Source organism: Paenarthrobacter sp. NCHU4564, from assembly GCF_052156435.1.
GTDB lineage: Bacteria > Actinomycetota > Actinomycetes > Actinomycetales > Micrococcaceae > Arthrobacter.
On the sequence record NZ_JBQLIS010000002.1, the window covers coordinates 296,580 to 318,751 of the forward strand.

21 protein-coding genes are annotated in these 22,172 nt (G+C 64.9%); 13 read left to right on the top strand and 8 right to left on the bottom strand.

All coding sequences use genetic code 11. The features are described 5' to 3' along the window. The first annotated feature begins 18 nt into the window (after positions 1-18). From ACSVIE_RS03880 to ACSVIE_RS03890, 3 genes are all read left to right on the top strand, one after another. Positions 19-2,589, top strand: coding sequence for an AMP-binding protein (locus ACSVIE_RS03880; RefSeq protein WP_442423055.1), 2,571 nt, complete (start codon positions 19-21; stop codon positions 2,587-2,589). Between the two features lie 235 nt (positions 2,590-2,824). After that, the gene (locus ACSVIE_RS03885) at positions 2,825-4,057 is read left to right on the top strand and encodes a glycoside hydrolase family 26 protein (RefSeq protein WP_442423056.1); all 1,233 of its coding nucleotides are present in this window, start codon (positions 2,825-2,827) and stop codon (positions 4,055-4,057) included. A 136-nt stretch (positions 4,058-4,193) separates the two neighbouring features. Further along, a complete protein-coding gene (locus ACSVIE_RS03890) occupies positions 4,194-4,661 on the top strand; it encodes an SRPBCC domain-containing protein (RefSeq protein WP_442423057.1) in 468 nt (155 codons plus the stop codon). Between the two features lie 32 nt (positions 4,662-4,693). On the opposite strand, the gene corA is transcribed toward ACSVIE_RS03890, so the two are convergent. From corA to ACSVIE_RS03905, 3 genes are read right to left on the bottom strand one after another with little or no spacing between them, the layout of a single operon-like run. Then, positions 4,694-5,689: a magnesium/cobalt transporter CorA gene (gene corA / locus ACSVIE_RS03895; RefSeq protein WP_426003515.1), complete on the bottom strand. Its 996-nt coding sequence runs from the start codon at positions 5,687-5,689 to the stop codon at positions 4,694-4,696. A gap of 9 nt (positions 5,690-5,698) precedes the next feature. Continuing rightward, positions 5,699-6,124 carry a DUF1761 domain-containing protein gene (locus tag ACSVIE_RS03900; protein ID WP_426003514.1) on the bottom strand — a complete coding sequence of 142 codons (426 nt, stop codon included), beginning with the start codon at positions 6,122-6,124 and terminating at the stop codon, positions 5,699-5,701. A gap of 49 nt (positions 6,125-6,173) precedes the next feature. Beyond that, positions 6,174-6,662 (bottom strand): Lrp/AsnC family transcriptional regulator, encoded by a 489-nt coding sequence (locus ACSVIE_RS03905; RefSeq protein WP_426003513.1) that lies wholly within the window; start codon positions 6,660-6,662, stop codon positions 6,174-6,176. Positions 6,663-6,836: 174 nt separating this feature from the next. Between ACSVIE_RS03905 and ACSVIE_RS03910 the strand changes: the two genes are divergently transcribed. Then, the gene (locus ACSVIE_RS03910; RefSeq protein WP_442423058.1) at positions 6,837-8,072 is read left to right on the top strand and encodes an MFS transporter; all 1,236 of its coding nucleotides are present in this window, start codon (positions 6,837-6,839) and stop codon (positions 8,070-8,072) included. A 22-nt stretch (positions 8,073-8,094) separates the two neighbouring features. Here the strand turns inward: ACSVIE_RS03910 and ACSVIE_RS03915 are convergent, their stop codons facing one another. The 3 genes from ACSVIE_RS03915 to ACSVIE_RS03925 all read right to left on the bottom strand — a co-directional run bounded on the left by ACSVIE_RS03915 (position 8,095) and on the right by ACSVIE_RS03925 (position 10,587). Then, positions 8,095-8,601, bottom strand: a complete 507-nt coding sequence (locus tag ACSVIE_RS03915; RefSeq protein WP_442423059.1) for an Lrp/AsnC family transcriptional regulator — start codon at positions 8,599-8,601, stop codon at positions 8,095-8,097. Between the two features lie 65 nt (positions 8,602-8,666). Then, entirely contained in the window at positions 8,667-9,296 is a 630-nt protein-coding gene (locus ACSVIE_RS03920; protein ID WP_442423060.1) for a TMEM175 family protein, read from the bottom strand. A 31-nt stretch (positions 9,297-9,327) separates the two neighbouring features. Further along, positions 9,328-10,587 (bottom strand): MFS transporter, encoded by a 1,260-nt coding sequence (locus ACSVIE_RS03925; RefSeq protein ID WP_442423073.1) that lies wholly within the window; start codon positions 10,585-10,587, stop codon positions 9,328-9,330. Positions 10,588-10,659: 72 nt separating this feature from the next. Between ACSVIE_RS03925 and ACSVIE_RS03930 the strand changes: the two genes are divergently transcribed. Then, complete coding sequence (locus ACSVIE_RS03930; protein ID WP_442423074.1) at positions 10,660-11,634, top strand: LysR substrate-binding domain-containing protein; 975 nt, start codon at positions 10,660-10,662, stop codon at positions 11,632-11,634. Here the strand turns inward: ACSVIE_RS03930 and ACSVIE_RS03935 are convergent. Further along, the gene (locus ACSVIE_RS03935; RefSeq protein WP_426003506.1) at positions 11,609-12,649 is read right to left on the bottom strand and encodes a nitronate monooxygenase; all 1,041 of its coding nucleotides are present in this window, start codon (positions 12,647-12,649) and stop codon (positions 11,609-11,611) included. The genes ACSVIE_RS03930 and ACSVIE_RS03935 overlap by 26 nt on opposite strands. A gap of 39 nt (positions 12,650-12,688) precedes the next feature. On the opposite strand from ACSVIE_RS03935, the gene ACSVIE_RS03940 reads away from it, so the two are divergent. Next, entirely contained in the window at positions 12,689-13,621 is a 933-nt protein-coding gene (locus ACSVIE_RS03940; RefSeq protein WP_442423061.1) for an N-acetylglucosamine kinase, read from the top strand. Between the two features lies 1 nt (position 13,622). Here ACSVIE_RS03940 and ACSVIE_RS03945 read toward each other — a convergent pair whose 3' ends face one another. Then, the gene (locus tag ACSVIE_RS03945; RefSeq protein WP_442423062.1) at positions 13,623-14,651 is read right to left on the bottom strand and encodes a pirin family protein; all 1,029 of its coding nucleotides are present in this window, start codon (positions 14,649-14,651) and stop codon (positions 13,623-13,625) included. A 50-nt stretch (positions 14,652-14,701) separates the two neighbouring features. Here ACSVIE_RS03945 and ACSVIE_RS03950 point away from each other — a divergent pair, with 50 nt between their 5' ends. The 7 genes from ACSVIE_RS03950 (at position 14,702) to ACSVIE_RS03980 (ending at position 22,084) form a co-directional block, all read left to right on the top strand. Next, entirely contained in the window at positions 14,702-16,498 is a 1,797-nt protein-coding gene (locus ACSVIE_RS03950; protein WP_442423063.1) for a glycoside hydrolase family 35 protein, read from the top strand. A gap of 46 nt (positions 16,499-16,544) precedes the next feature. Then, positions 16,545-17,009, top strand: coding sequence for an NUDIX hydrolase (locus ACSVIE_RS03955; protein ID WP_426003501.1), 465 nt, complete (start codon positions 16,545-16,547; stop codon positions 17,007-17,009). 210 nt (positions 17,010-17,219) lie between these two features. Continuing rightward, positions 17,220-18,377, top strand: a complete 1,158-nt coding sequence (gene rsgA / locus ACSVIE_RS03960; protein WP_442423064.1) for a ribosome small subunit-dependent GTPase A — start codon at positions 17,220-17,222, stop codon at positions 18,375-18,377. A gap of 170 nt (positions 18,378-18,547) precedes the next feature. Further along, the gene (locus ACSVIE_RS03965; RefSeq protein ID WP_442423065.1) at positions 18,548-19,642 is read left to right on the top strand and encodes an ABC transporter ATP-binding protein; all 1,095 of its coding nucleotides are present in this window, start codon (positions 18,548-18,550) and stop codon (positions 19,640-19,642) included. Beyond that, positions 19,642-20,385: an ABC transporter permease gene (locus tag ACSVIE_RS03970; RefSeq protein ID WP_442423066.1), complete on the top strand. Its 744-nt coding sequence runs from the start codon at positions 19,642-19,644 to the stop codon at positions 20,383-20,385. The genes ACSVIE_RS03965 and ACSVIE_RS03970 overlap by 1 nt, the downstream gene beginning before the upstream one ends. Continuing rightward, the gene (locus ACSVIE_RS03975) at positions 20,382-21,128 is read left to right on the top strand and encodes an ABC transporter permease (protein WP_442423067.1); all 747 of its coding nucleotides are present in this window, start codon (positions 20,382-20,384) and stop codon (positions 21,126-21,128) included. Before ACSVIE_RS03970 ends, ACSVIE_RS03975 begins: the two co-directional genes overlap by 4 nt. Continuing rightward, positions 21,125-22,084 carry an ABC transporter substrate-binding protein gene (locus ACSVIE_RS03980; RefSeq protein WP_426003495.1) on the top strand — a complete coding sequence of 320 codons (960 nt, stop codon included), beginning with the start codon at positions 21,125-21,127 and terminating at the stop codon, positions 22,082-22,084. The genes ACSVIE_RS03975 and ACSVIE_RS03980 overlap by 4 nt, the downstream gene beginning before the upstream one ends. Positions 22,085-22,172 lie beyond the last annotated feature (88 nt).

Sequence of the window (22,172 nt, forward strand, 5' to 3'; positions counted from 1 at the left end):
ATACTTCACGGACCTCCCGTGGTAACCGCCTTTCCTGGCCTCGCCCCCGCCTGGTTCACCGACCTTGCACGCTTCGGCCAGAATCCCGCTGTGCTCACCTCCAACGGAACGCTCACTTACGTGGAGTTGGCCTCACGGGTTCAACAGTTCGCTGCCATGCTGGGCCCCGGACGCCGTCTGGTAGCCCTCCCGGCAGCCAACGACCTGGGCTCCCTGGTCGGTTACCTGGCGGCCCTCACCGCCGGTCACCCTGTCCTGCTCGCACCTGCGGACAAACCAGAGGCTCTCTCCAACCTCATCCGCGCCTACGACCCGGACGTGGTACTTGGTTCGGGCACCGGCGACGGCATGCCCGATCTCACTGAACGGCGCCCAGGTTCGGTCCACGCGTTCCACCCGGAGCTGGCCCTGCTGCTGAGTACCTCCGGATCCACCGGCTCACCCAAACTGGTCCGCCTGTCCTACTCCAACCTCATGTCCAACGCCGAGGCCATTGCCGACTACCTGCATATCGGCGTCGGCGACCGTGCAGCGACGACTCTGCCGCTGAATTACTGCTACGGCCTCTCCGTCGTCAACAGCCACCTGATCCGTGGCGCCGGGCTGGTGCTGACGGACCTTTCGGTAGTGGACCCCTGCTTCTGGGAACTGTTCCGGCAGCAGGAGGCAACATCGTTCGCAGCGGTGCCTTATACCTTCGACCTCCTGGAACGCTCAGGATTTGTCCAGATGGATCTTCCGCATCTGCGTTACGTCACCCAGGCGGGTGGCAGGCTTGCACCTGAGAAGGTCCGGTCCTGGGCTGAGACCGGCCAGAGGGGCGGGTGGGAACTCTTCGTCATGTACGGGGCCACTGAAGCCACAGCCCGCATGGGTTACCTCCCACCTGAATTGGCATCGGAGTACCCCGGAACCATTGGGATACCCGTGCCCGGCGGGGAGTTCCGCATCGACCCTGTCGACGGTCTGGACGACGGCGAACTGGTCTACAGCGGACCGAACGTGATGCTCGGATACGCCGAGAAACCCGCCGACCTGGCATTGGGCCGGGAAATCGACGAACTGCGCACCGGCGACCTCGCCCGCCAGCACCCCAACGGGCTATATGAGATCGTCGGCAGGCGCAGCCGCTTCGTAAAAATCGTCGGTCTCCGGATCGACCTCGGGGAGGTCGAACGCCTCCATACCGACATAGGCATCACGGCGGCCGCCGCCGGATCGGACGACCGCCTCGTTGTCGCCGTCGAAGGTGACCACGATCCGGCCCTGCTCGCCAAGATGCTCTCCGGAACCATTGGCCTGCCACGCACCGCGATCACAGTACGCAGCGTCGGGTCCCTGCCCCGGCTGGAAAACGGCAAAGTGGACTACCCGGCCATCAATGCCATGGCGGGAGCCAGCAGTGACAGGCCCCTGTCCGGACCGTTCCCTGCTCCCTGCTCTGCAGATGATGCCGGCCCAGATCTCCGGCGCATCTATGCTGATGCACTCGACCGCGCCGACGTCCGAGGGGAAGACACGTTCGTGTCCTTGGATGGAGATTCACTGTCTTACGTGGCTGTCTCCATAGGGCTCGAACGTGCGCTGGGCCAACTGCCCCCGGGCTGGCACCTCATGACCATCAACGAACTCGAGCGCCGCGGAGCACCCCGGAAACGGCGGGCCGTATCATTCCTGGAGACCTCCATCGTGGTCCGGACACTGGCGATCGTTTGCGTTGTGGCCACTCACGTGGAACTCGTCACCCTCCAAACGGCGCACCTGCTCTTCGCGGTCGCCGGCTACAACTTCGCGCGGTTCCACCTCACCGGCGCCCCCAATTCGCGGCTGCGACGGCAAATCCGCAGCGTGGCCCGGATCGCCGTTCCGGCCATGGCCTTCATCACGGTGGCGTACCTGCTTACTGACGACTACACCGTGGCCAACGTCTTCCTGCTCAACGCCATGGTGGGTCCGCAGGAAGTGACCACACAATGGCACTTTTGGTTCGTGGAAATGCTCGTGTACATCCTGGTTGCGCTGACCGCGCTGCTGGCCATCCCCTGGCTGGGCCGGCTCGAGCGGCGCTGGCCCTACGGAACCGCGCTGGCGTTCCTCGCGGTCGCGCTGCTGAGCCGGTACGACATCATTGACCCTGGCCTGCCAAAGCCAGCGCCGGTCTTCTGGCTCTTCGTGCTCGGCTGGGCCCTCGCACAGTCACGAACTACTCTCCAACGACTTACCGTCTCCCTCATCACGCTCGCAACCGTACCGGGATACTTTCTGAACACCCCGCGCGAGATTACGGTCGCCGCCGGAATACTTCTGATCGCATGGATACCCGCGCTGCCTGTCCCGGCCCTCCTCCGACGCCTCACGGGCTGGCTTGCCGCAGCCTCCCTGTACATCTACCTCACGCACTGGCTCATCTACCCGGCGTTGCTTCCCACCAGCCCCATCCTGGCAATCGCAGGGTCACTGACCTTCGGCATCGCCTACTGGGCCCTCTGCCGCTGGCTTCCCTCGCTCACTGCTGACAGCGCAAAGGGACAACGTCTTCCTGGTTTGGTCCGGAATCCCCGACGCATAAGGAAGGCATGGCGGCCATAGGACACGGTGGCTGGGGAGCCTTTTTGACCCCAGGGCTTCCCCGCTACGACCGCAGGTCAGGCGGTGGTGTCTGCTAGCGCCATCCGATGCAGCGGGTAACGGCATCTCCCGGCAAGGTCGCAGAATCGCCGACCGACACCCGCGTGCTGGTTGCCTCCTTGGAACCGGCTCTATCTAGGATGGGACTGACATGCCAGCCGGAAAGACAGGGTGTTTGTAGTTGGGGGAGTCATCCATGAAGCGCCGTGGGTCCACTCAGGAAAGCCGGGCGGAACTGCGCAGGGCTTTCATCCTGCCCGTCGTCATCGGACTCGCCCTGCTCGGGGTAGCCGGTGTGGGCTTCGCCAACGACCTCGCGCAGAAGCAAGCCCAAACAACACCGGCCATGCCCACCTGCGAGGTAACCCCCCGGGCTTCCCTGCCGCCGGCTGATGGAGCTTTGTTCGGGGTGAACCTGGATTGGCACAACAAACCCTTGGCCACGTTTACCCAGGACCTCGGCCATAAACCCGCGGTCAGCGTGTCCTTTACGGGGTTCCCGTTGACACCCAAGGATGAGGAAGACCTGGAACAGGCTGTGGAGCAGATCCGTGCCGCCGGGCACATGATGCTGCTGACCATCGAACCCCACGGTGGCCTGGACACCATCACAGACACAACTGCCGAAGCCCTGGCCAAAGACCTGGACAGTTTCAACCGGGAGGGCGTGCCGGTGATCGTGCGTTTCGCGCACGAGATGAACGGATCCTGGTACGCCTGGTCCCAACAGCCCCGGAAGTACATCGCCGCGTTCCAAACCATCGCTACAGCCGTGCACACCCACGCGCCGGGTTCGGCGATGATGTGGGCGCCGAACTACGGCGGCGGGTACCCGTTCGCCGGCGGCACCTACGAAGCAAAACCCGGCACTGCCGAGTTCACAGCCCTGGACACGAATTCCGACGGGGTCCTGACCATGCTGGACGACGCCTACGGCCCCTACTATCCCGGGGATGACGCCGTGGACTGGGTCGGGATGTCCCTTTACCACTGGGGCTCGAAGTACCCCTGGGGCGAGAACGAGCTCCCGGAGGCGGACAAGTTCGCCCAGCAGCTCACCGGCACCTACAACGCGGCCAACGGCGACGACAGTCTCCTCCCCGACTTCTACAGCATTTACGGCGTCGACCACGGCAAACCTGTGGCTATCCCCGAAACAGCCGCCTTGTTCGCCCCTGGAGTTGGCGGTGAGGAGGAACTGGCCATCAAGGAGGCCTGGTGGAGTCAGCTTTTCGATCCGGCTATCCATAAGAAGTTCCCGCAGCTGAAAATGATCAACTGGTTCGAGTGGGACAAGACCGAAGTAGAAGTCAAAGGCCGGGTCGACTGGACCATCTCCAACACTCCCGCCATTCGGGAGGCATTCACCACCGCCCTGCCGGGGTGGTTCCGATACGGACCCGACCACCGGTGCCAACCGCGGCAGTAATGCGACCGAGCCCCCGCCTGATGGTGCCGGTCGCGCATACACCATTCCATCCCGGGCGTCACTGTGTCAGGATTCAGCCAAACTTGGAAGCGGAATCGGGGCGGTAATCCCAGCCACCGGCGAAAGGGCGGACGCTATGCCGAAGGACGGACAGGCAATCACCGAAAAGAAGACCTTCAGCCGGACCACCACCGTGGCAACATCAATCCAGGCACCACCGGCCACAGTCTGGGGCATCCTGACAGATGGGCGACGCTACCCGCTGTGGAACTCAACCATCGTCTCCCTCACAGGAAGCATTTGTCCCGGTTCGCGGATCGAACTCGTATCCACACTCGACCGCTCCCGGACTTTCAAACTCAAGGTCAAAGAGTTTGATCCACCGGGTCGCCTGACGTGGGGAGACGCCCTGGGCCAGCGCACCTACACTCTCACCCCAATCAGCGCAGGGCAAACCAGGTTCGAAATGACCGAACGCATTGGCGGACCCGTCTTTCCGCTGTTCGCAGCCAGGATTCCTTCCTTCGATTCGAGCTTCGAGCAGTTCGCCGCCGACCTGAAATCAGCCGCCGAGGCTCCGCATGACTCTCAGCGCGAGGCATAGGCTCCCGCCGGCCTTTCATGGGACGCGGGGAGTCACAACCAGCCTTTGCGTTTGAAGATGACATACATCAGCAAGGCCGCGCCGAACATGAGTCCCACGGCCAGCGGATAGCCGAACTGCCAGTGGAGTTCGGGCATGTGGTCAAAGTTCATGCCATACACGCCGGCCACGAATGATGGCGCAAACAGGATGGCCGCCCACGACGAAATCTTCTTCACCTGCTCGTTCTGCGCTGCGCTGGCTTCGTTCTGGCGGTTGGCGGTGAGCGTGCCGTCAAGGGTCAGTGCGTTCTGCAGCAGGTCGCGGAAGGAGTTGGCCCGGGAGATGACCCGCTGGACGTGGTCCTCTACGTCCCGCAGGGAGCGTTGCAGCTCAATGTCCACACCGTACTTCTCGAACCCCTTTTCCAGCAACGCGATCATGTCCGGCAGGGGGTGGATGGCCCGCTGGAATTGGATGACCTCTCGCGCCAGTTCATAGATGCGGCGGGAGACCGCAGTATCGCCGCTGAAGAGTTGGTCCTCAATCTCATCGATGTCGTTCTCGAGTCCGGCCACCACCGGAGCGTAGTCGTCCACCACTTGGTCCAGAAGCGCGTACAGTACGGCCTCCGGGCCGTGTTTCATGAGGTCCGGGCGTTTCTCCAACCGCTGACGTACCCGGGCAACGCCGCCCGTTTCCGCGTGCCGGACGGTGACCACGAAGTTGGGTCCGGTGAAGATATGGAGTTCGCCGAACTCGACTGTTTCCTGGTCGTCCAGGTATCGGGCTGGCCTGAGGACCGTGAACAGGTTGTGGTCGTAGCGCTCAAGCTTGGGCCGCTGGTGGGCGGAAACGGCATCTTCCACGGCCAGTTCATGGAGTTCGAACTCCTGGGCAACGGCTGCCATCTCTTCCCGGGTTGGCCGGTAGAGCCCGATCCAGGCCATGCCGCCGTGCTCCGCCAGCGTTTCAAAGGTTTGTTCCAGGCTGTGCGGGGTTGCCGTACGGACACCGTCAACGTAGACGGCGTTATCGATAATGGTCACGGATGAACGCTACTGCATGGCCCCGATAATGGCTCCCGCAACCGTCATGGCCACAATGTCATGCCCGGAGTCGATCACGGTGACGGCCGATGGGCGTCCGGCGAAGCCGTTATGGATGACGTGCCCTCCTGCGCGGAAGACCAGTGCCACGATCAGTGCGAAGAAGGCACCGGCGAAGAAGGTATTGAGGTTCAGGGCACTGATCAGGACTGCCAGGAGAATGCTGGTAATGGCAGCGGCCAGCATCATGGGACCCCAGATCCCCGCGCCGCCTTCAATGTTCTTCAGGTCTTCTTCCGTCTTGCCGATGGCCTCCATCCACCGGCGTCCAAGCACGGCAGGCATGTACCAAACGAACCCGATCACCATGCTTGCCACGAAGGCGATCAGTACTGCGAGCCAGTTGATGTCAGTGATGTGTGAAAGCCATTCCATGGTGACGATCCTAGTGCCGCGAACAGGGGGCTGAGTCAACGCGCAGGTGTCATGCCGGCCGCGTGTTGGCTGCCCGTGCGAGGCGCTCCATCAATGGTTCGGTGCGGTAGGGGATGTGCGTGTGCAGGGCCAGCACCGTTTCAGTCCGGATGACGCCTTTGGTCCGCAGGACGGACCTCAGCGCCGCCTGCAGATTGTGGGTGTCCGTGGCTACCACCCGGCACCACAAATCCCCGCGTCCGGAGATTTCATGGACCTCCAGCACCTGGGGGATGAGCCGCAAGGCGCCTATGACGCCGTCGAGTTCCCGGTGCGTGACCTCGATGGTGACGAAGGCGACGACGTCGTAACCCACCTTTTCCAAGTCCACCTCGCGGCCGGAAGCCTGGAGCACGCCGTTTCGCAACAGCCTTTTGAGCCGGCTTTGCGCCGTGTTGCGGGCGATTCCCAGGGACTCGCTGAGTTCGGCTATCTGGATCCGTGGGTCCTTGATGAGTTCGAGCAGGATCTTCAGGTCCAAGGGGTCGAGGGTGTTCAAATGGTCACTCCGCATCAATCTGGCTGAATGGCTTTGACTGTTTTGCTCAATCATCCCAGCTTATGGAGCTCATTAGCCCAAACACGTTGCATCCTGTTGCCACCGAATTCTTTTGCGGTTCGCGCCGTGCCCACAAGGCGGGGCGGGGACCTTGAGGCGAAGGCACACCACACCATGACTGTCTTGAGCGAACTCCGCATGCGTCCAGCCACAGCGGGGCACTGGGGTTGGGACGCGTCCACAACGTCGCGGCTGGTGCTGGCCGGCGTGGTGATTTTCGCCCTGCTGGTGGGCGCCAATCTGGCCACGCCTCTCTATCCCTTGCTGCAGGACCAGTGGGCGTTGTCTTCCCTGGACGTCACCATCGCCTTCTCCAGTTATGTCCTCGCCCTGGTCACCGTTCTCATGGTTGCCGGCCACTGGTCGGACCACATCGGACGGCGTGCGGCCTTGGTGCTCGCCGTCCTGGTGGGACTGTTGGGCGGGTTGATCTTTGCCCAGGCACACGGGCTTGGCATGCTCAGCGCCGGCCGCGCCCTGCAAGGTGTGGCCGTGGGCCTGGCTACGGGTGCAAGCTCCGCGGCATTGCGGGAGCTGCTGCCCCAGCGCCCGGATTGGGCTTCCCGTTTTACGCTGTTGTCATCGGCCGGCGGAGTCGCGGCCGGTCCCGCGATCGGGGGACTGTTGTCCTTGCTGCCTGACCCGACGCGGGCGCCCTACTACATCCACTCGGCCGTGCTGGTTGCGGCACTGGTCCCGCTGTGGCTGCTCAAAGCCCGGCCCGCCATAGCCCCGGCCCTGGGCAGGCCTGCCTTCGCCGTCCTCGCGCCGCGGAAACCGGCTGTTTCGCAACACGCGCGGGGAGCGTTCTGGCTGGCGTCGTCGGTGGGTTTCCTGAGTTTTGCGGTGTTCGGTTTCTGCTTGTCCCTGGCGCCCGGCGTTTTCGCCTCAATGCTGCAGGTGGACTCGCGTCCCCTCCTGGGCGTGCTGGCGGGGATCACGCTGGGCGCTTCCGCGCTGAGCCAGCTCCTGGAGGTCCGGGGCCGGTTTGTTGTGCCGCTGAGCCTGGCCGTGCTGGGTGTCTCCGTGGTGTTGATCGGAGTGGCTTCCGGGCTGTCCAGCCCCTTGCTGCTCGTGGCGGCCAGCGTCGCAGCCGGTATTGGGCAGGGCATTGCTTTCCGCCATGTTTTCAACAACGTGGCCGGCAAGGTTGAGCCGTCCCGGCACGCGCAGGTCATCAGCACGGTCTATGTCATCACGTACCTGGGCAGCGCCGTTCCGGTGATTGGGCTGGGACTGGCGGTTTCAGCTCTGGGCCAGCAGACCGCCGTCGTGGGTTTTACCGCTGCGTGCGGCGCGGCGGCGCTGGTCCTGGCCGCCGTCTCCGTTCGCTCCGGACGCCGCGGCTGAGGGGACGCCGCGGCAAAGGCTTCTACTCCGGCAGCGGACCGCGGTTGCCCGGGATGTGCTGGAACACCATGGTGGTCTCGGTGTGGCCCACCACGGGATCGGTGGCCAGGTTGTCCAGGAGCCAATTGCGGAGATCGTCGGTATTCGCGACGGCGATGTGCAGCAGGTAGTCAACGGAACCAGTGGTGTGGAACGTGGAGATGACAGCCGGGAGCTTGGGAACGCGTGCAGTGAACCGGTCGATCTGGTCCCGGTCGTGGGCGCGGAGGCGGACCGCGATCAGGGCCTGGACCGAACGTCCGATGGCGGGCAGGCTCAGGACTGCCTCGAACCCCTCGATGATTCCGCGCTCGGACAGTGCGCGGGTGCGCATCAGGGCTGTTGAGGGTGCGATCCCCACCAACTCGGCCAGTTGCTTGTTGGAAATCCTGGCGTCGTCCACCAGAGCTGCCAGGATTTTCCCGTCGATAGCATCGAGCGGCTCTGCACCACCGGTTGTGTGCCGAACATTCTTCGCCTGGCTGCTCAATGATCCTCCTGAAATTGCCCTGCAACCATCATAGGCGTTGGATTTCGAGCGCCAGGCAGGGACTTTCAGGCCCTTTTGTACAGTCTCCGCTCAAGTCGCTGCAGGGGTTCGCTCAGGATCATGAGGAGCAAGGGCAGATTGCCGAGATCCGGAACGGCAAAGGCGATGACCAAGGCAACCAGGAACAGACCGGCCACGATTGCGCTTGCCCTGATGCCTGATACCTCCGCGGTGTCCTTTAGATCATGAAGATCAGGATGGGACCGCAAGTACAGGCGGGCCAACAGGAGGAGGAAGCTGGCAGCGAACAACGTGCCGATGTACACCAAAGGTTGGGCCCAGTCGCCCTGCAATTGCGTGGACAACGCGGTGGCTACCGGCATCCACACAATGGTGAGCATCCACGCGATGGTGAGCCAGAGCAGTCCCGGATCCACCTTCCGAACGTTGCTGAACAACCGGTGGTGATGGACCCAGAACACGGCGATCAGCAGGAAACTGAGGGCAAATCCCAACAGTGGATACCGTTCTTCCACCAACCATCCGGCCGTGGTGCCGTGATGGTCGGACAGTTCACCCACGCTTTCCATCAGGGGCAGGATCAGCAGGGTCAGGGCGATGGCCACGACCGCATCGGTAAAAGCCTGCAACCGTTCAGGCGACGACAATTCCCTCGGCTGGGAGGCCCTCTTCATGCCTCTGATTCTAGGTTGCGGTATTCCGGCGTCAACGGTCCCGGCGCTCTGGTGGCCGATGCACGGCGGCGGTGACTGCCGCCGTCGTGATGGCCAGGACGATGACGCCCACGGCCAGTGCCGTCCAACCGAAGGACTGGAAGGCCAGGCCGCCCGCCCAGCCAATAACGCTGGAACCAAGATAGTAGGAGAGGTTGTAAAGCGACGCCGCCTGGGCGCGTCCCGTGGTGGCAATCGCTCCCGTCCATCCGGACCCCACGCTGTGGGCTGCAAAGAAGCCGCCGGTGAACACCACCAGTCCTGCCAGCGTGGACGCAAGATTGTCCAGCAGCGTCAGGGCGAGACCTGCCGACATCACAGCGATGCCGCCGAGCAGGACCCGGCGGCGTCCGAAACGGGTGGTGAGCCCGGCCGCCCACCGGGAACTGACGGTGCCGGACAGATAGGCCAGGAAGATCAGGCTGACGACGCTGGCGGGAAGGTTGAACGGCCCTGCATGCAGCCGGAATCCCAGGTAGTTGTACACGGCCACAAAACCGCCCATCAGCAGGAAGGCCTGCAGGTAAAGGGCCAGCAGTTTGGGGTTGGCTGCATGGGTTGCCAACGTCCGGAGGGCTCCGCGCAAGCCTGTGGCTGCGGACGGAGTGAAGCGCCGCTGTTTGGGTATGAGCACCAGAAAGAGCACAGCCGAGACCGTTGCGAGCAGGGAAACAGCCAACGCGGCGGCGCGCCAGCCCCACACTTCCCCGACAGGTCCGGCCACCAAACGCCCGGCAAGTCCACCCAGTGTGGTCCCGGCGACATAGCTGCCGGCGGCCAGGGCTGTGTGGATCCTGGTGACTTCCTCGTTCAGGTACGCAATGGCAATTGCTGGAATGCCTCCCAGCGCCATCCCCTCCAAAGTCCGCAGGCCAAGCAGCAGCGGCACCGTGGGAGCCAGTGGCACCACCAGTCCCAGCACGGTGGCTGCTGCAATACCGATTCCCATGGCCCGCACGCGTCCGATCCTGTCCGCCACGAATGACCACGGAAGGACGGTGACGGCCAGGCCGATCGTGGCCAGCGAGATGCTGAGCGCGGCTTCCGCGGCGGAAATCCGCAGGTCGTGGGCCATCAGGGGGAGTACAGCCTGGGTGGAGTAGAGCTGAGCAAAGGTGGCAACTCCCGCCAGGGCCAGGGCGGCAAGCACGCGTCGGTATCCCCGGGACCCGCGGACGTGGCCCTCCCACGGGGCGCCGGCGGTGGCAGTGGCGGCTTCATTCACCGGCCCAGAGTAGGCCTCCCGGAACATGATGATCCAATGCATAATTTGATGACAACCGATGCAAATGTGCATGAATCAAGGAAGCCGGAGGAAGCCCGGATGGAACCCGACCACCACCAACTGGTCCAGCTTCTGCCCCTCCTGCCTGTCCTGGTCGAGCTCGGACGTACCGAGCACATGACCGAGACGGCGCAGATCCTGGGCGTGCCCCAGTCGACGGTCAGCCGGGCGGTGGCCAGGGCAAGCGCAATCGTGGGAATGGACCTCCTGGTCCGTGACGGGCGGGGGATTCGCCTGACACCGGCGGCCAGGACGCTCCTGCCTTACGTCGAGGCCGCGTTGGAAGACTTCCAGGCCGGACTGGACCGCGTCCGGGACGAGTCCAACATTGTCCGCGGGCGGATTGGCGTGTCGTTCCAGCACACGTTCGGGGAGGCAACCCTGCCCCTGCTCATCAGCGCTTTCCGGTCCAGGCACCCCAACATCGTGTTTGACCTCCGGCAGGGTCCGCGGGATGGCTGCCTGGACGAACTTTCGCGCGGAGACACGGACTTTGCCTTGACAGCGCCCATCGCACCGGTGGGCAGGGGCATCACGTCCCACGCCCTCTACCGCGAACCACTGCGGGCAGTGCTGCACTACCGGCACCCGCTGGCCCGGCGCAGCAGCGTGCACCTCGCGGAACTGCGAAACGATCCCTACGTGACGCTTCCCGAAGGCGTCGGCCTCCGTGCCCTGGGCGAAGCCCTGCTCCGGGAAGCCGGCTTCCGGCCCCGCACGGCGTTCGAGGTCCAGGAGTCCACCACCGTGCGCGGACTGGTGTCGGCCGGTCTTGGCTACAGCATCCTTCCACCGGCCGGCCCCGGCTCGGGAACAGGCCAATTCCTTCCGGAAACGGAGCTGGGACTCGTAGAGATCCCCATCGAATCAGGGCTGGCGTTCCGCCAGATCGGCATCGCGTGGCGGGAGCGCACCTTCGAACCCGACGCTGTCCGGCTCTTCCGCGAAATGGTGGTGGGGCGGGGTGAAGCGCTGCTTGCTGAACTGGTCAGAGCCCGCTCAGGAACGTCTTGACCACTTCCCGGGCCGGGCCACTCCGGGCTGCCTGCCAGCCTGTGCCGGCCCACAGGTTCAACCGCTCCGGGTCGCCTGCCGCCGAGGCCGCGGCACGGAGGGGTGCCGTCAGGTGGTGGATGGCAGGGTAACCCTCCGGAGCGTCCTGATGGTCCATGACAAACTCGTTGACCAAGGACCTGGCCCAGCGGCCCGTGAACGCCCGGGTCATGGCTGTGCCGGTGTACCGGGGATCACCGAGCGCATCCTTGTGCGGCTGCCGTGCACCGCTTTCGTCGGTACGCACCAGCGCCGTACCCACCTGTGCGGCTACCGCCCCTGCCGCCAGGACCTGCCGGAGGCTTCCCGCATCCATCACGGCACCGGCCGCTACCAAGGGAAGTCCGACGGCGGCACGCACCTGGGCGACCAGGTCCGCCGTCGTGCTGGCCGGGACGGTTCCCGAGGTCACGCCGGAGGTCAGGAAGGCGGCCGTGTGGCCGCCGGCGGAGCTGTGCTGGACGGCGATGGCGTCCGGACCTTCCGCGGCAGCTGCCAGTGCTTCGGGCACGCTGGTGACGCTTGAGATGACTGTCGTTCCTGCGTGCTGCAGGGCCTTGACCACGGACGAGCCCGGAAGTCCAAAGGCGAAACTCACGTACTCCACCGGTTCGGCCAACAGGAGGTCGATTTTGCCCTGCCAGGCGTCGTCGTCATCCAGGCGCAACGCCGGGACTGTGGCCCCGTACCGGGCGGCTTCTGCTTCCAGATCCGACGCGTAGGCCTCCAGGCGCGCCCGTTCCTTGCTGCCACGCAGTGCGGCCAACTGCTCCCTGTTTGGCACGAAGAGGTTCATGCCAAAGGGAACTCCGGCGGCGCGTGCAGCGGCAATCTCCGCCGCCATGGCGTCGGGGCTTTTGTACCCGGCGGCCAGGAAGCCCAGTCCGCCCCCATCGTGCACAGCCTGGACCAGTGCGGGCGTCGACGTACCGCCGGCCATGGGAGCAGCAATGAAGGGTGTGGTGAACAGGGGCATGTGGTTTCTCCTCCGGACGCTCCAAGCTAGTCTTTCACGGTGAACAATCTTGACTCTGCCGCGCATTCCTCCGCGTCCCCGGCCATCACCGGCACCGTGATCGGACTCGACATCGGGGGGACCAAGACCCGTGGGGTCCGGTTCGAGGACGGTGTTCCCGTGCGCGATGAAAACGCCGGCAGTTCCAACGTCCAGAACGTTACCGTTGAGCAGGCCATGGCCAATCTTGCGGAGTTGTTCGGAAAGATCGGCGGCGGCACCGTTGACCAGGTGTACGCCGGTGCAGGGGGAATCGATACCGACGAGGACGCCCGGGCGCTCGCGGACCTCATCGCGCCGCATGTGCCCGGTGCGCGCATTACCGTGGTCCACGACTCCAGGCTGCTGCTGGCTGCCGGTGGTGCAAGCACCGGCGTTGCGGTCATAGCCGGAACGGGATCCGCAGCGTGGGGTCGGAACCAGGCCGGCCAAGAGGCCCGGGCAGGTGGCTGGGGGTACCTCCTGGGTGATGAAGGCAGCGGCTACTGGCTGGGCCGGGAAGCCGTGCGCCACAGTCTCCGGCGGATGAACCAGGGCCTGGAGCCGGACCGCCTCAGCCGTGCCCTGCTTGAGGCCTGCGGCGTGGACGAGCCCGGCAAGCTGATCGCGTTGTTCCACTCGCCGGATACGGGCCGCCGATACTGGGCGCAGCAGGCCCGCCTGGTGGTGGAAGCAGCCGATGCCGGTGACGAGGTGGGCATCGGCTTGGTCGAGCAGGCCGGGCGGGACCTTGCGGACCTCGCGGCGCAAGCCGTCCGCCAGCTGGGCCTGGCGGGTCCCGTGATCCTTGGCAGCGGCTTGGGCATGAACGTCCCGCGGCTGCAGGAATCGTTCAAGGCCAGGCTCGCCGAGGGCGGGATCGTGGACGTGAGGATCCTCCAGCAGGATCCCGTCTTCGGCGTGCCCCGGCTGGTGGCCGAACAGCCGGCCTGAGCTACCCGCGGGTTCGTGGCCGGAGCTTGACGCCGGGCAGCGGTGGTGCGGGAATCCGGCCGGCCTCGGCACCGGCCGCGGGTCCGTGTCCGTGGACGTGGCCGAAGCGCGCGGCGGCGGCAGCGTCGTCGTCGAGCAGGCCTTCGGCCTCCCATTCTTCCCGGGCCTTCTCCACTTCCTCGTGGGTGCGTCCCACGAAGTTCCACCACATCAGCAGGTCCTCGCCGAACGGCTCCCCGCCCAGGAGCATAAATCGTGTTTCCGGCCGGGCTTCCACGGCCAGCGAGGACCTGCCGGCACCGAGGTAGGCCAACGGTCCGGGGCCGATACTTTCGCCGTCGATGGTGACGTGGCCGTCGAGGACGAGCACGGCGTGTTCGAAGTCGTCGCGCAGGGGCAGGTGCAGAAGCCCGGAGCCTACGATGTCCGCCCCTACGATCGGGCTGAACATGGTTGCGGGCGACTGCTGCCCGGCGAACTCACCCACCATGACTGTGGCCGTGTAGCCATCGCCCACGGCCACGGGAAGTTCCCGGTGCTGCTCGAAGGACGGCTCGCGGTGCCTGTGCTCATCAGGAAGCGCTACCCACAGCTGCAGTCCGCGGGACATCGGGATTTCATCCGCGGCGAGGGTCCGGCCGTCCTGCGGCGTGGGAAGAACGGAGAACTCCGAGTGGGAAATGCCGTGGCCTGCCGTCATGATGTTCAGCTCGCCCGGATTGACCACCACGTCGCTGCCCACACTGTCGCGGTGGCGGACTGCACCTTCCAACGGCCACGTCACGGTCTGCAGGCCGCAGTGCGGGTGGGGGAGGACACTCATGGCAACCCGGTCAGGCCCGAAGCTGTCCAGGAAACACCATGCACCAACGGTCGGCAACCCGCGCTGCGGAAGCGTGCGGTAGACGTTCATGGCACGGACGCCGCCCAGTGGTACTTCCCGTTCAGGCCACAACTGGACGCACGGGCCCTGTCCTTCGGGAGCGGCCGGGCATACCTGCTCCGCTGGTGCGGTATCCAAGTTGGTCATGTGTTAATCACCTGTGCATAAATGTTGGAATCTGAGCTAATCTGTTCCGTGTGAACAACGCCCTTTTGAGCTACCACGACGCCGTCCTTTACCGTTCGGGTGAACCGTACCGCATCCTCGCCGGCGCCATCCACTACTTCCGTGTGCACCCGGAATTGTGGAGGGATCGCCTGCGCCGCCTCAAGGCAATGGGCGCCAACACCGTGGACACCTACGTGGCATGGAACTTCCACCAGCCTAAGCGCGACGAGGCGCCGGACTTTACCGGATGGCGGGATTTGGGAGCCTTTATCGACACCGCTGCCGAAGAAGGCCTGGAGGTCATCGTCCGCCCGGGACCCTATATCTGCGCGGAATGGGACAATGGCGGCTTTCCCGCGTGGTTGACAGGAATTCCGGGCATCGGGCTCCGGTGCATGGATGCCCGGTTCACGTCGGCGATCGAGGAGTGGTTCGACCAACTCCTCCCCATCATCGCTTCCCGTCAGTCGTCGGCCGGTGGTCCGGTGGTCGCCGTGCAGATCGAGAACGAGTATGGAAGCTATGGTGACGACCACGACTACATCAGGTGGAACCGGCGGGTCCTGGAAGAGCGGGGCATCACCGAACTGCTGTTCACCGCGGACGGCGGCAATGACTACTTCCTCGACGGCGGTTCGGTAGAGGGCACGTGGGCGACGGCAACGCTGGGGAGCCGCGGCGATGAAGCCATCCAGACGTGGAAGCGCCGCCGCCCTGATGAGCCGTTCTTCAACGTCGAGTTCTGGGGCGGCTGGTTCGACCATTGGGGTGAGCACCACCATCGGCGCGACGCCGAAGACGCCGCTGCGGAAGCCCGCAAGATGCTGGACCTTGGCGGGTCGCTCTGTGTGTACATGGCACACGGCGGGACAAACTTCGGTCTGGGATCCGGCAGCAACCACGACGGCACCATGCTCCAGCCAACGGTCACCAGTTATGACTCAGATGCACCCATCGCCGAAAACGGCCAGCTGACGCCCAAGTTCCATGCCCTCCGCCGGGAGTTCCACCGCGCCAGTGGAATCAGCGAACTGCCCCAGTTGCCGGCTGACCTGCTGGCCGTGCCGCCAGTGCTGCCGGCCGCCACCTTGCCGTTGTCCGAGCCGGGGGATCTCCTGGAGTTCCTGCGGGAAAGCGGCAAGCCGGTCACCAGCGTCAAGCCGCTCACCTTTGAGCAGTTGGGACTCGACGGCGGCATGGTGCTGTATACGTCGGAGGCCATCCTGCCGGGACTCCCGGAGACCCCAACGGAGTGCCGGATCAGGATCAGCGGCCTGGCAGACCGCGCCTACATCTGGGTTGATGGATCCTTTGCCGGTGTCCTGGATGACGTAACGGGTCCGGAGGGGCTGTCTGTTACAGGTCAGGGTGTGGCGGCCAGGCTGGACATCCTGGTGGAAAACCTGGGGCGGATCAATTATGGTCCGTTGACCGGACAGTCCAAAGGAATCCTGGGCGGCGTCCTCATCAACCAGCGGTACACCTTCCACTGGACCCAGGCGCCGGTGGCCCTGGCCGACTGGGACGCGGAGCAGGTGGAGAAACTGCCCGGCGCGGATTTCCACGCCGAAGAAGCGGCGGACACCTATATTGCGCTCCCGGACTCCGGCAAGGGATTCCTTTGGTTGAACGGATTCCTGCTGGGCCGCTACTGGGCCAAGGGTCCGCAAGTGACGTTGTACGCCCCTGCGCCCTTGGTGAACGCAGGCCGCAACAGCATCAAGGTGCTGGAACTCGAGAAGCCCGGAACCGCCGTCGAACTCCGGGAAGTACCTGACCTGGGACCGGAAGAAGCCGGTCCCATTGCCGCAGCCGAGCTGCCCTGAGGCCTCCCTGACGCACCTCCGGGCTGCTGCAGCCTAAGCTGGCACCATGAGCCTGGAGTTTGACACCCGCCCCGCCGCCTATGCCGTCATCGTCCAGGACGGCAGGATCCTGCTGGCCTATTGGAAGCAGGACGGCAAGGAAGGGTGGACGCTGCCGGGTGGCGGACTGGACCTCGCGGAGCATCCCGTGGACGGCTGCCGGCGCGAGGTGTTCGAGGAAACCGGCTACGAGGCCCACATTGACGGAATGCTCGGCATCGATGTCGGACACTGGCCGCGGGACGTCCAGCCGGACGGCGCGGTACGTGATTTCCAGGCCCTCCGGCTGGTCTATGAGGCCAGCATCACGGGCGGCGAACTGACCCACGAGGTTGACGGAAGCACCACTCACGCCGCGTGGATACCGTTGGAAGACGTCCCTGGGCTCAACCGCGTTTCCTTGGTTGACGTTGCCCTGCGGTTGCATCGGGAACGCCCTGCGGATGGAAAGCTCACCGACCACGCCGGCTGACTCTGGCGCGGAGGCGTCGGTACCGCTACGCTGAAGAACGCTGCCGGCCGATCAACGGACGGCCCGGATGCCAAGGAGGTGGATTTTGATGACTGCCACGGTCCTGCGCGCCCTGCACACCAGTGCCCTGCGCGTCCAGCACATCACCATCCCTGTCCCGGCGTCCGCCGTCCACAGCTAGGCGGCCCGGGCCTCACCAGAGGCCAACCATTGAATACTTCCGCTTTTTCAAGCAACCCCTCAAGCAATCCCATCTACGGCCCGGCGGATTACGGTTACACGCCATCCATCGCCGCCCTCTTTCTGGCCCATCCCGTACCTGCCGCCTTGTCAGGCCCCGATGACCGTCCCGGCCGCATCGTCAGGCTGGACCGCAACCGGGTCCTGGTCGCGTCGGCTGCCGGGCTCCTGCACTTGCCCTACCCCGGGCAAGGACCAGTTCCCGCCACCGGTGACTGGGTATGGCTCGGCACCAACCGCGCCGGGGAGCCGGCCGTCGTCGACGTTCTTCCCCGCCGTTCGGCACTGAGCCGGAAGCGCGCCTTCGAGGCGTCCTCAGAGGAACAGATTCTCGGCAGCAACATCGACATCGTGGCAGTCGTGGTGCCCATGGACCGGCCCCTTACGCACAACCGGCTGGAACGGACACTGGTTGCGGCCTGGGACTCGGGCGCCACTCCGCTGGTAGTGATCACCAAGGCGGACCTGGCCAACCTGGCGGACGATGTCGTGGGACAGGTCATCCTCCAGGCGGCCGGAGTGGAAGTGGTCACCACCTCAGCCGAGCACGGCGACGGGCTGGACGAGCTCAGGCAGCACATTCCGGCCGGCTCCACCCTTGTCCTCCTGGGACCATCGGGTGCTGGAAAGTCCACGCTCATCAACGCGCTCGCCGGCAGGAACATCCAGCAAACGGGGTCCGTGCGTACAGGGGACGGGAAAGGACGGCATACCACCACTTCCCGGGAACTTATCCCTTTGGCAGGGGGTGCGGTCCTGATGGACACCCCCGGCGTCCGGGGCTTTGGCCTGTTCGACGCCGAGGACGGCATGGAGGAAATGTTCGGCGACCTGGAAACGCTGTTGTCCGCGTGCCGTTTTGCGGACTGCTCCCACCAGGCCGAACCCGACTGTGCCGTCCAGGCAGCCTTGGCCGACGGGTCCCTCGATCCCCGGCGGTGGGCGAGCTACCTCAAGCTCCAGCGTGAGCTTGCAGCCCTGAACCGCAAGCACGATGCCGCCGCACGCCGCGCCTACCAGCGGGAGTGGCACCAGAAGGTCATGTCCGCCGACCGCGGCCAGCGCGCCGCCGAGCGGTACCGGCATGACCGTGCGGAAGAAAGGAGCGGTAAGCGGCGCAAACGGTGAACATTGCCGATTCATTACGGAATCCGTGGCGTCGCTGACATCACCATGGAGGCTGGCTACTCTGGGTGAAGATCGGCTTTGCAGCCTCTAAATAAGCATGCTTATGATCATGTGGCTCTGCCGACCGATGTACCGACCGATGCCGCGACCACAGATAGGCAAGTCCAGGTATGGCCCCAGCCATGATTGAGTTCCAGAGCGTCACCAAGCGGTACCAAGGCGGACAGCCGGCGGTAGAGGACCTCTCCATGTCCATTGACAAGGGAGCCATCACGGTTTTTGTCGGGCCGTCCGGGTGCGGCAAGACTACCTCGCTGCGCATGATCAACCGCATGGTCGAGCCGTCATCGGGCACCATCACTGTTGACGGCAAGGACGTATCGCAGGTTCCGGCCCCGGAACTGCGCCGGTCCATGGGCTATGTCATGCAGTCCTCGGGCCTGTTGCCGCACCGCACCGTCCTGGACAACATCGCGACAGTTCCGCGGCTCAACGGTGTGTCCAAATCCGACGCACGCAGGCGGGCTGCGGAACTGCTCGACGTCGTGGGGCTGGCCTCCGCCCTTGGCAAGCGGTATCCGTCGCAACTGTCGGGCGGCCAGCAACAGCGCGTGGGAGTTGCGCGGGCCCTGGCCGCCGACCCTCCGGTCCTGCTCATGGACGAACCCTTCAGTGCGGTGGATCCTGTGGTGCGGGACGAATTGCAGCAGGAACTTCTCAGGCTTCAACGGGAACTGGCCAAGACCATCGTCTTCGTGACCCACGACATCGATGAAGCCACTGTGCTGGGGGACAAAGTCGCGGTCTTCGCAGTGGGCGGAAAACTGGCCCAGTACGCAGCGCCGGAGGAGATCCTGCGGGCACCGGCCAGCGACTTCGTTGCCTCCTTCGTGGGGCGCGACCGCGGTTTCCGGCACCTTGCTTTCAACGTCGCCGATTCCGTCAGGCTCCACCCGGTGACCATGGTTGGCGCGTCTGACGGACATGAGGCGGGCCGCAGGAACGGGGAATGGGCGCTGGTGGTTGACGATGACTCCCGGCCGCTTGGCTGGTCGTCACCCCGCGACGGTGCCGGCCTGATCCCTGGTGGCTCGCTGTTCCGCAAGGGGGACACCCTGCGCCGCGCCCTGGATGCGGCGCTCTCCTCGCCGTCCGGCCTGGGTGTTGCAGTGGACGACGACGGGCGGGTCGCCGGTGTCCTGAAAGCTCCCGAAGTCCTGGCCTTGATCGAGGAAACCCGCCGGCACAGGGAGGACGCCACCTGATGGAGTGGTTCCTGGCCAACAGCGGCATGGTCTTCGGCCTGGCAGGGCAGCACCTGGTGCTCGCTGTCATTCCGATGGTCCTTGGGCTGCTGATTTCGATACCGCTGGCGCAGCTCGCACGGCGCAACAGCACCTTGCGCTCCGTGGTGGCCACCGCAACCTCGCTGCTCTACACCATTCCGTCCCTGGCCCTCTTCATCATCCTGCCCACCATCCTTGGTACCCGGATCCTGGACCCGCTCAACGTGGTGGTCGCCCTGACGATCTACGCCGTGGCCCTGTTGGTCCGGGCAGCCATGGATGCCTTTGACTCCGTGGACAACGACCTCCGCAACGCCGCCGTGGCCATGGGATTCAAACCCCTGGCCCGTTTCTTCCAAGTAGACCTTCCATTGTCACTGCCCGTGCTCTTCGCCGGTCTGCGCGTAGTGTCCGTCAGCAACATCTCCCTGGTGAGCGTGGCGGCACTGCTGGGCGTGGGGAACCTGGGAATCCTGTTCACCGACGGCCTCCAGCGCACGTTCGTGACCGAAGTCGTCGTCGGAATCATCGCCATCCTTGTCCTGGCCCTGGTCATGGACGCCGTGCTCGTGGTCCTTGAACGGATCCTCACTCCGTGGACCCGGGCGACGGGCGGCTCCCGGGGCGGCCGGACCGACGGTACGGAACTGCTGACCGAACCCAAGCAGGGTCCGGCTCCTGCCAAAGCCGCACTTCGGACCGATCCGGGGGCCTCAGCATGAACAACGTCTTTACGGACACTCTTGGGTGGCTGACCGATCCCACGCACTGGACCGGAAGCGGCGGCATTCCCGCCCGGCTGGCCGAACACCTCCAGTACAGCGGCCTGGTCCTCGCCATCGCAGCACTCATCGCCATACCCGTCGGGCTTTTCATCGGTCACACCGGCCGGGGCAGGGTGGTGGCCGTTGCCCTGGCAGGAGCGCTTCGCGCGCTGCCCACCCTCGGCCTGCTGGTCCTCTTCGCGCTCCTGGCCGGAAGCGGCCTCATGCCGCCCGTTTGGGCGCTGGTGATCCTGACCGTCCCGCCACTGCTTGCCGGAACCTACGCCGGGATCTCGAGCGTCGACGCTGCGGTGGTGGACGGTGCACGGGCGGTGGGCATGACGGAGTTGCAGATCCTTTTCCGGGTGGAGCTTCCCAACGGCCTGCAGGTCATGTTCGGCGGCATCCGCACGGCCGTGCTGCAGGTCATCGCCACAGTATCCGTGGTCGCATACCTTCCTTTGGGCGGCCTGGGGCGCTACCTGTTCGACGGGCTGGTCCTCCAGGACTTCCCCCGGATGCTGGGCGGATCCCTGCTCATCGCCGCCCTGGCCATCGCCGTGGACCTCGTCCTGGCAGCCATCCAAAGGCTGGTGTTGTCGCCCGGCCTCAGACCAGATCCACGCGGACGCCGCACGGCTGCCGATCATCAGAAAGCCACAGCTCTCCCAGGGGCTGCCGTTCAAGGAGGTACACCATGAATAAATCCGTCCCCATGACCATCACGCGCCGTGGCCTCGGCGGCCTGGCAGCCGGACTCGGTGTGGCGCTCGCCTTGAGCGCATGCGGCGGGAGCCCGCTCGCTACGCCGTCCACGTCGGCGGCTTCGGGCCCGGCTGGTGCAGGCGGCTCGCTGGTGGTTGGATCCGCCGACTTCCCCGAGAGCCAGGTGATCGCCGAGATCTACGCCGGAGCGCTCACCGCAGCAGGAGTCACCGCCAGCACCAAGCCCAATATCGGTTCGCGGGAAATTTACTTCAAGGCTGTCCAGGACGGATCCGTGGATCTCGTCCCGGATTACTCCGGCAACCTCCTCTCCTACGTGGACACGGAAGCCACGGAGGTCTCCGCGGAGGACGTCTACAAGGCACTGCCGGGCAAGCTTCCGGATGGCCTGGCCGTCCTTGAGCCCGCCAAGGCTGAATCCAAGGATGCCATGGTGGTCACCAAGGCAACCGCCGAAAAGTACCAGCTGAAATCGATTGAGGACCTGGCCAAGGTCTGCAAGGACTTCACCATGGCCGCTCCGGCCACGTTCGAGACCCGCGCCTACGGCTTCCCGGGCTTGAAGAAGAACTACAACTGCGAGCTCAAGGGCCTGCAACCGTTCAACGACGGCGGCGGCAACCTGACGCTTCAGGCACTCCTGGAAGACAAGGTGCAGGTGGCCGACATCTACACCACCACGCCCTCCATCGCTGACAACGACCTCGTGGTCCTGGAAGACCCGAAGAACAACTTCAAGGCCCAGCAGGTCCTGCCCCTCTACAACGAGGCCAAGATGACGGACAAAGCCAAGGAGGCGCTTAACAACGTCTCCAAAATCCTGACCACCGATGACCTCATCAACCTCAACCGCTCGGTCAGCGGCGACCAGAAGCAGAGCCCCAAGGACGCTGCTGCCGCATGGCTTAAGGAAAAGGGCATCGCCAAGTAGCGCTTGGCGCAAACCGCGTACGACGGCGGTGGCCGGCCCCCCCCGGGGCCGCACCCCCCCCGGGGGTGTGGGGTGTGGGGGGTCGAAC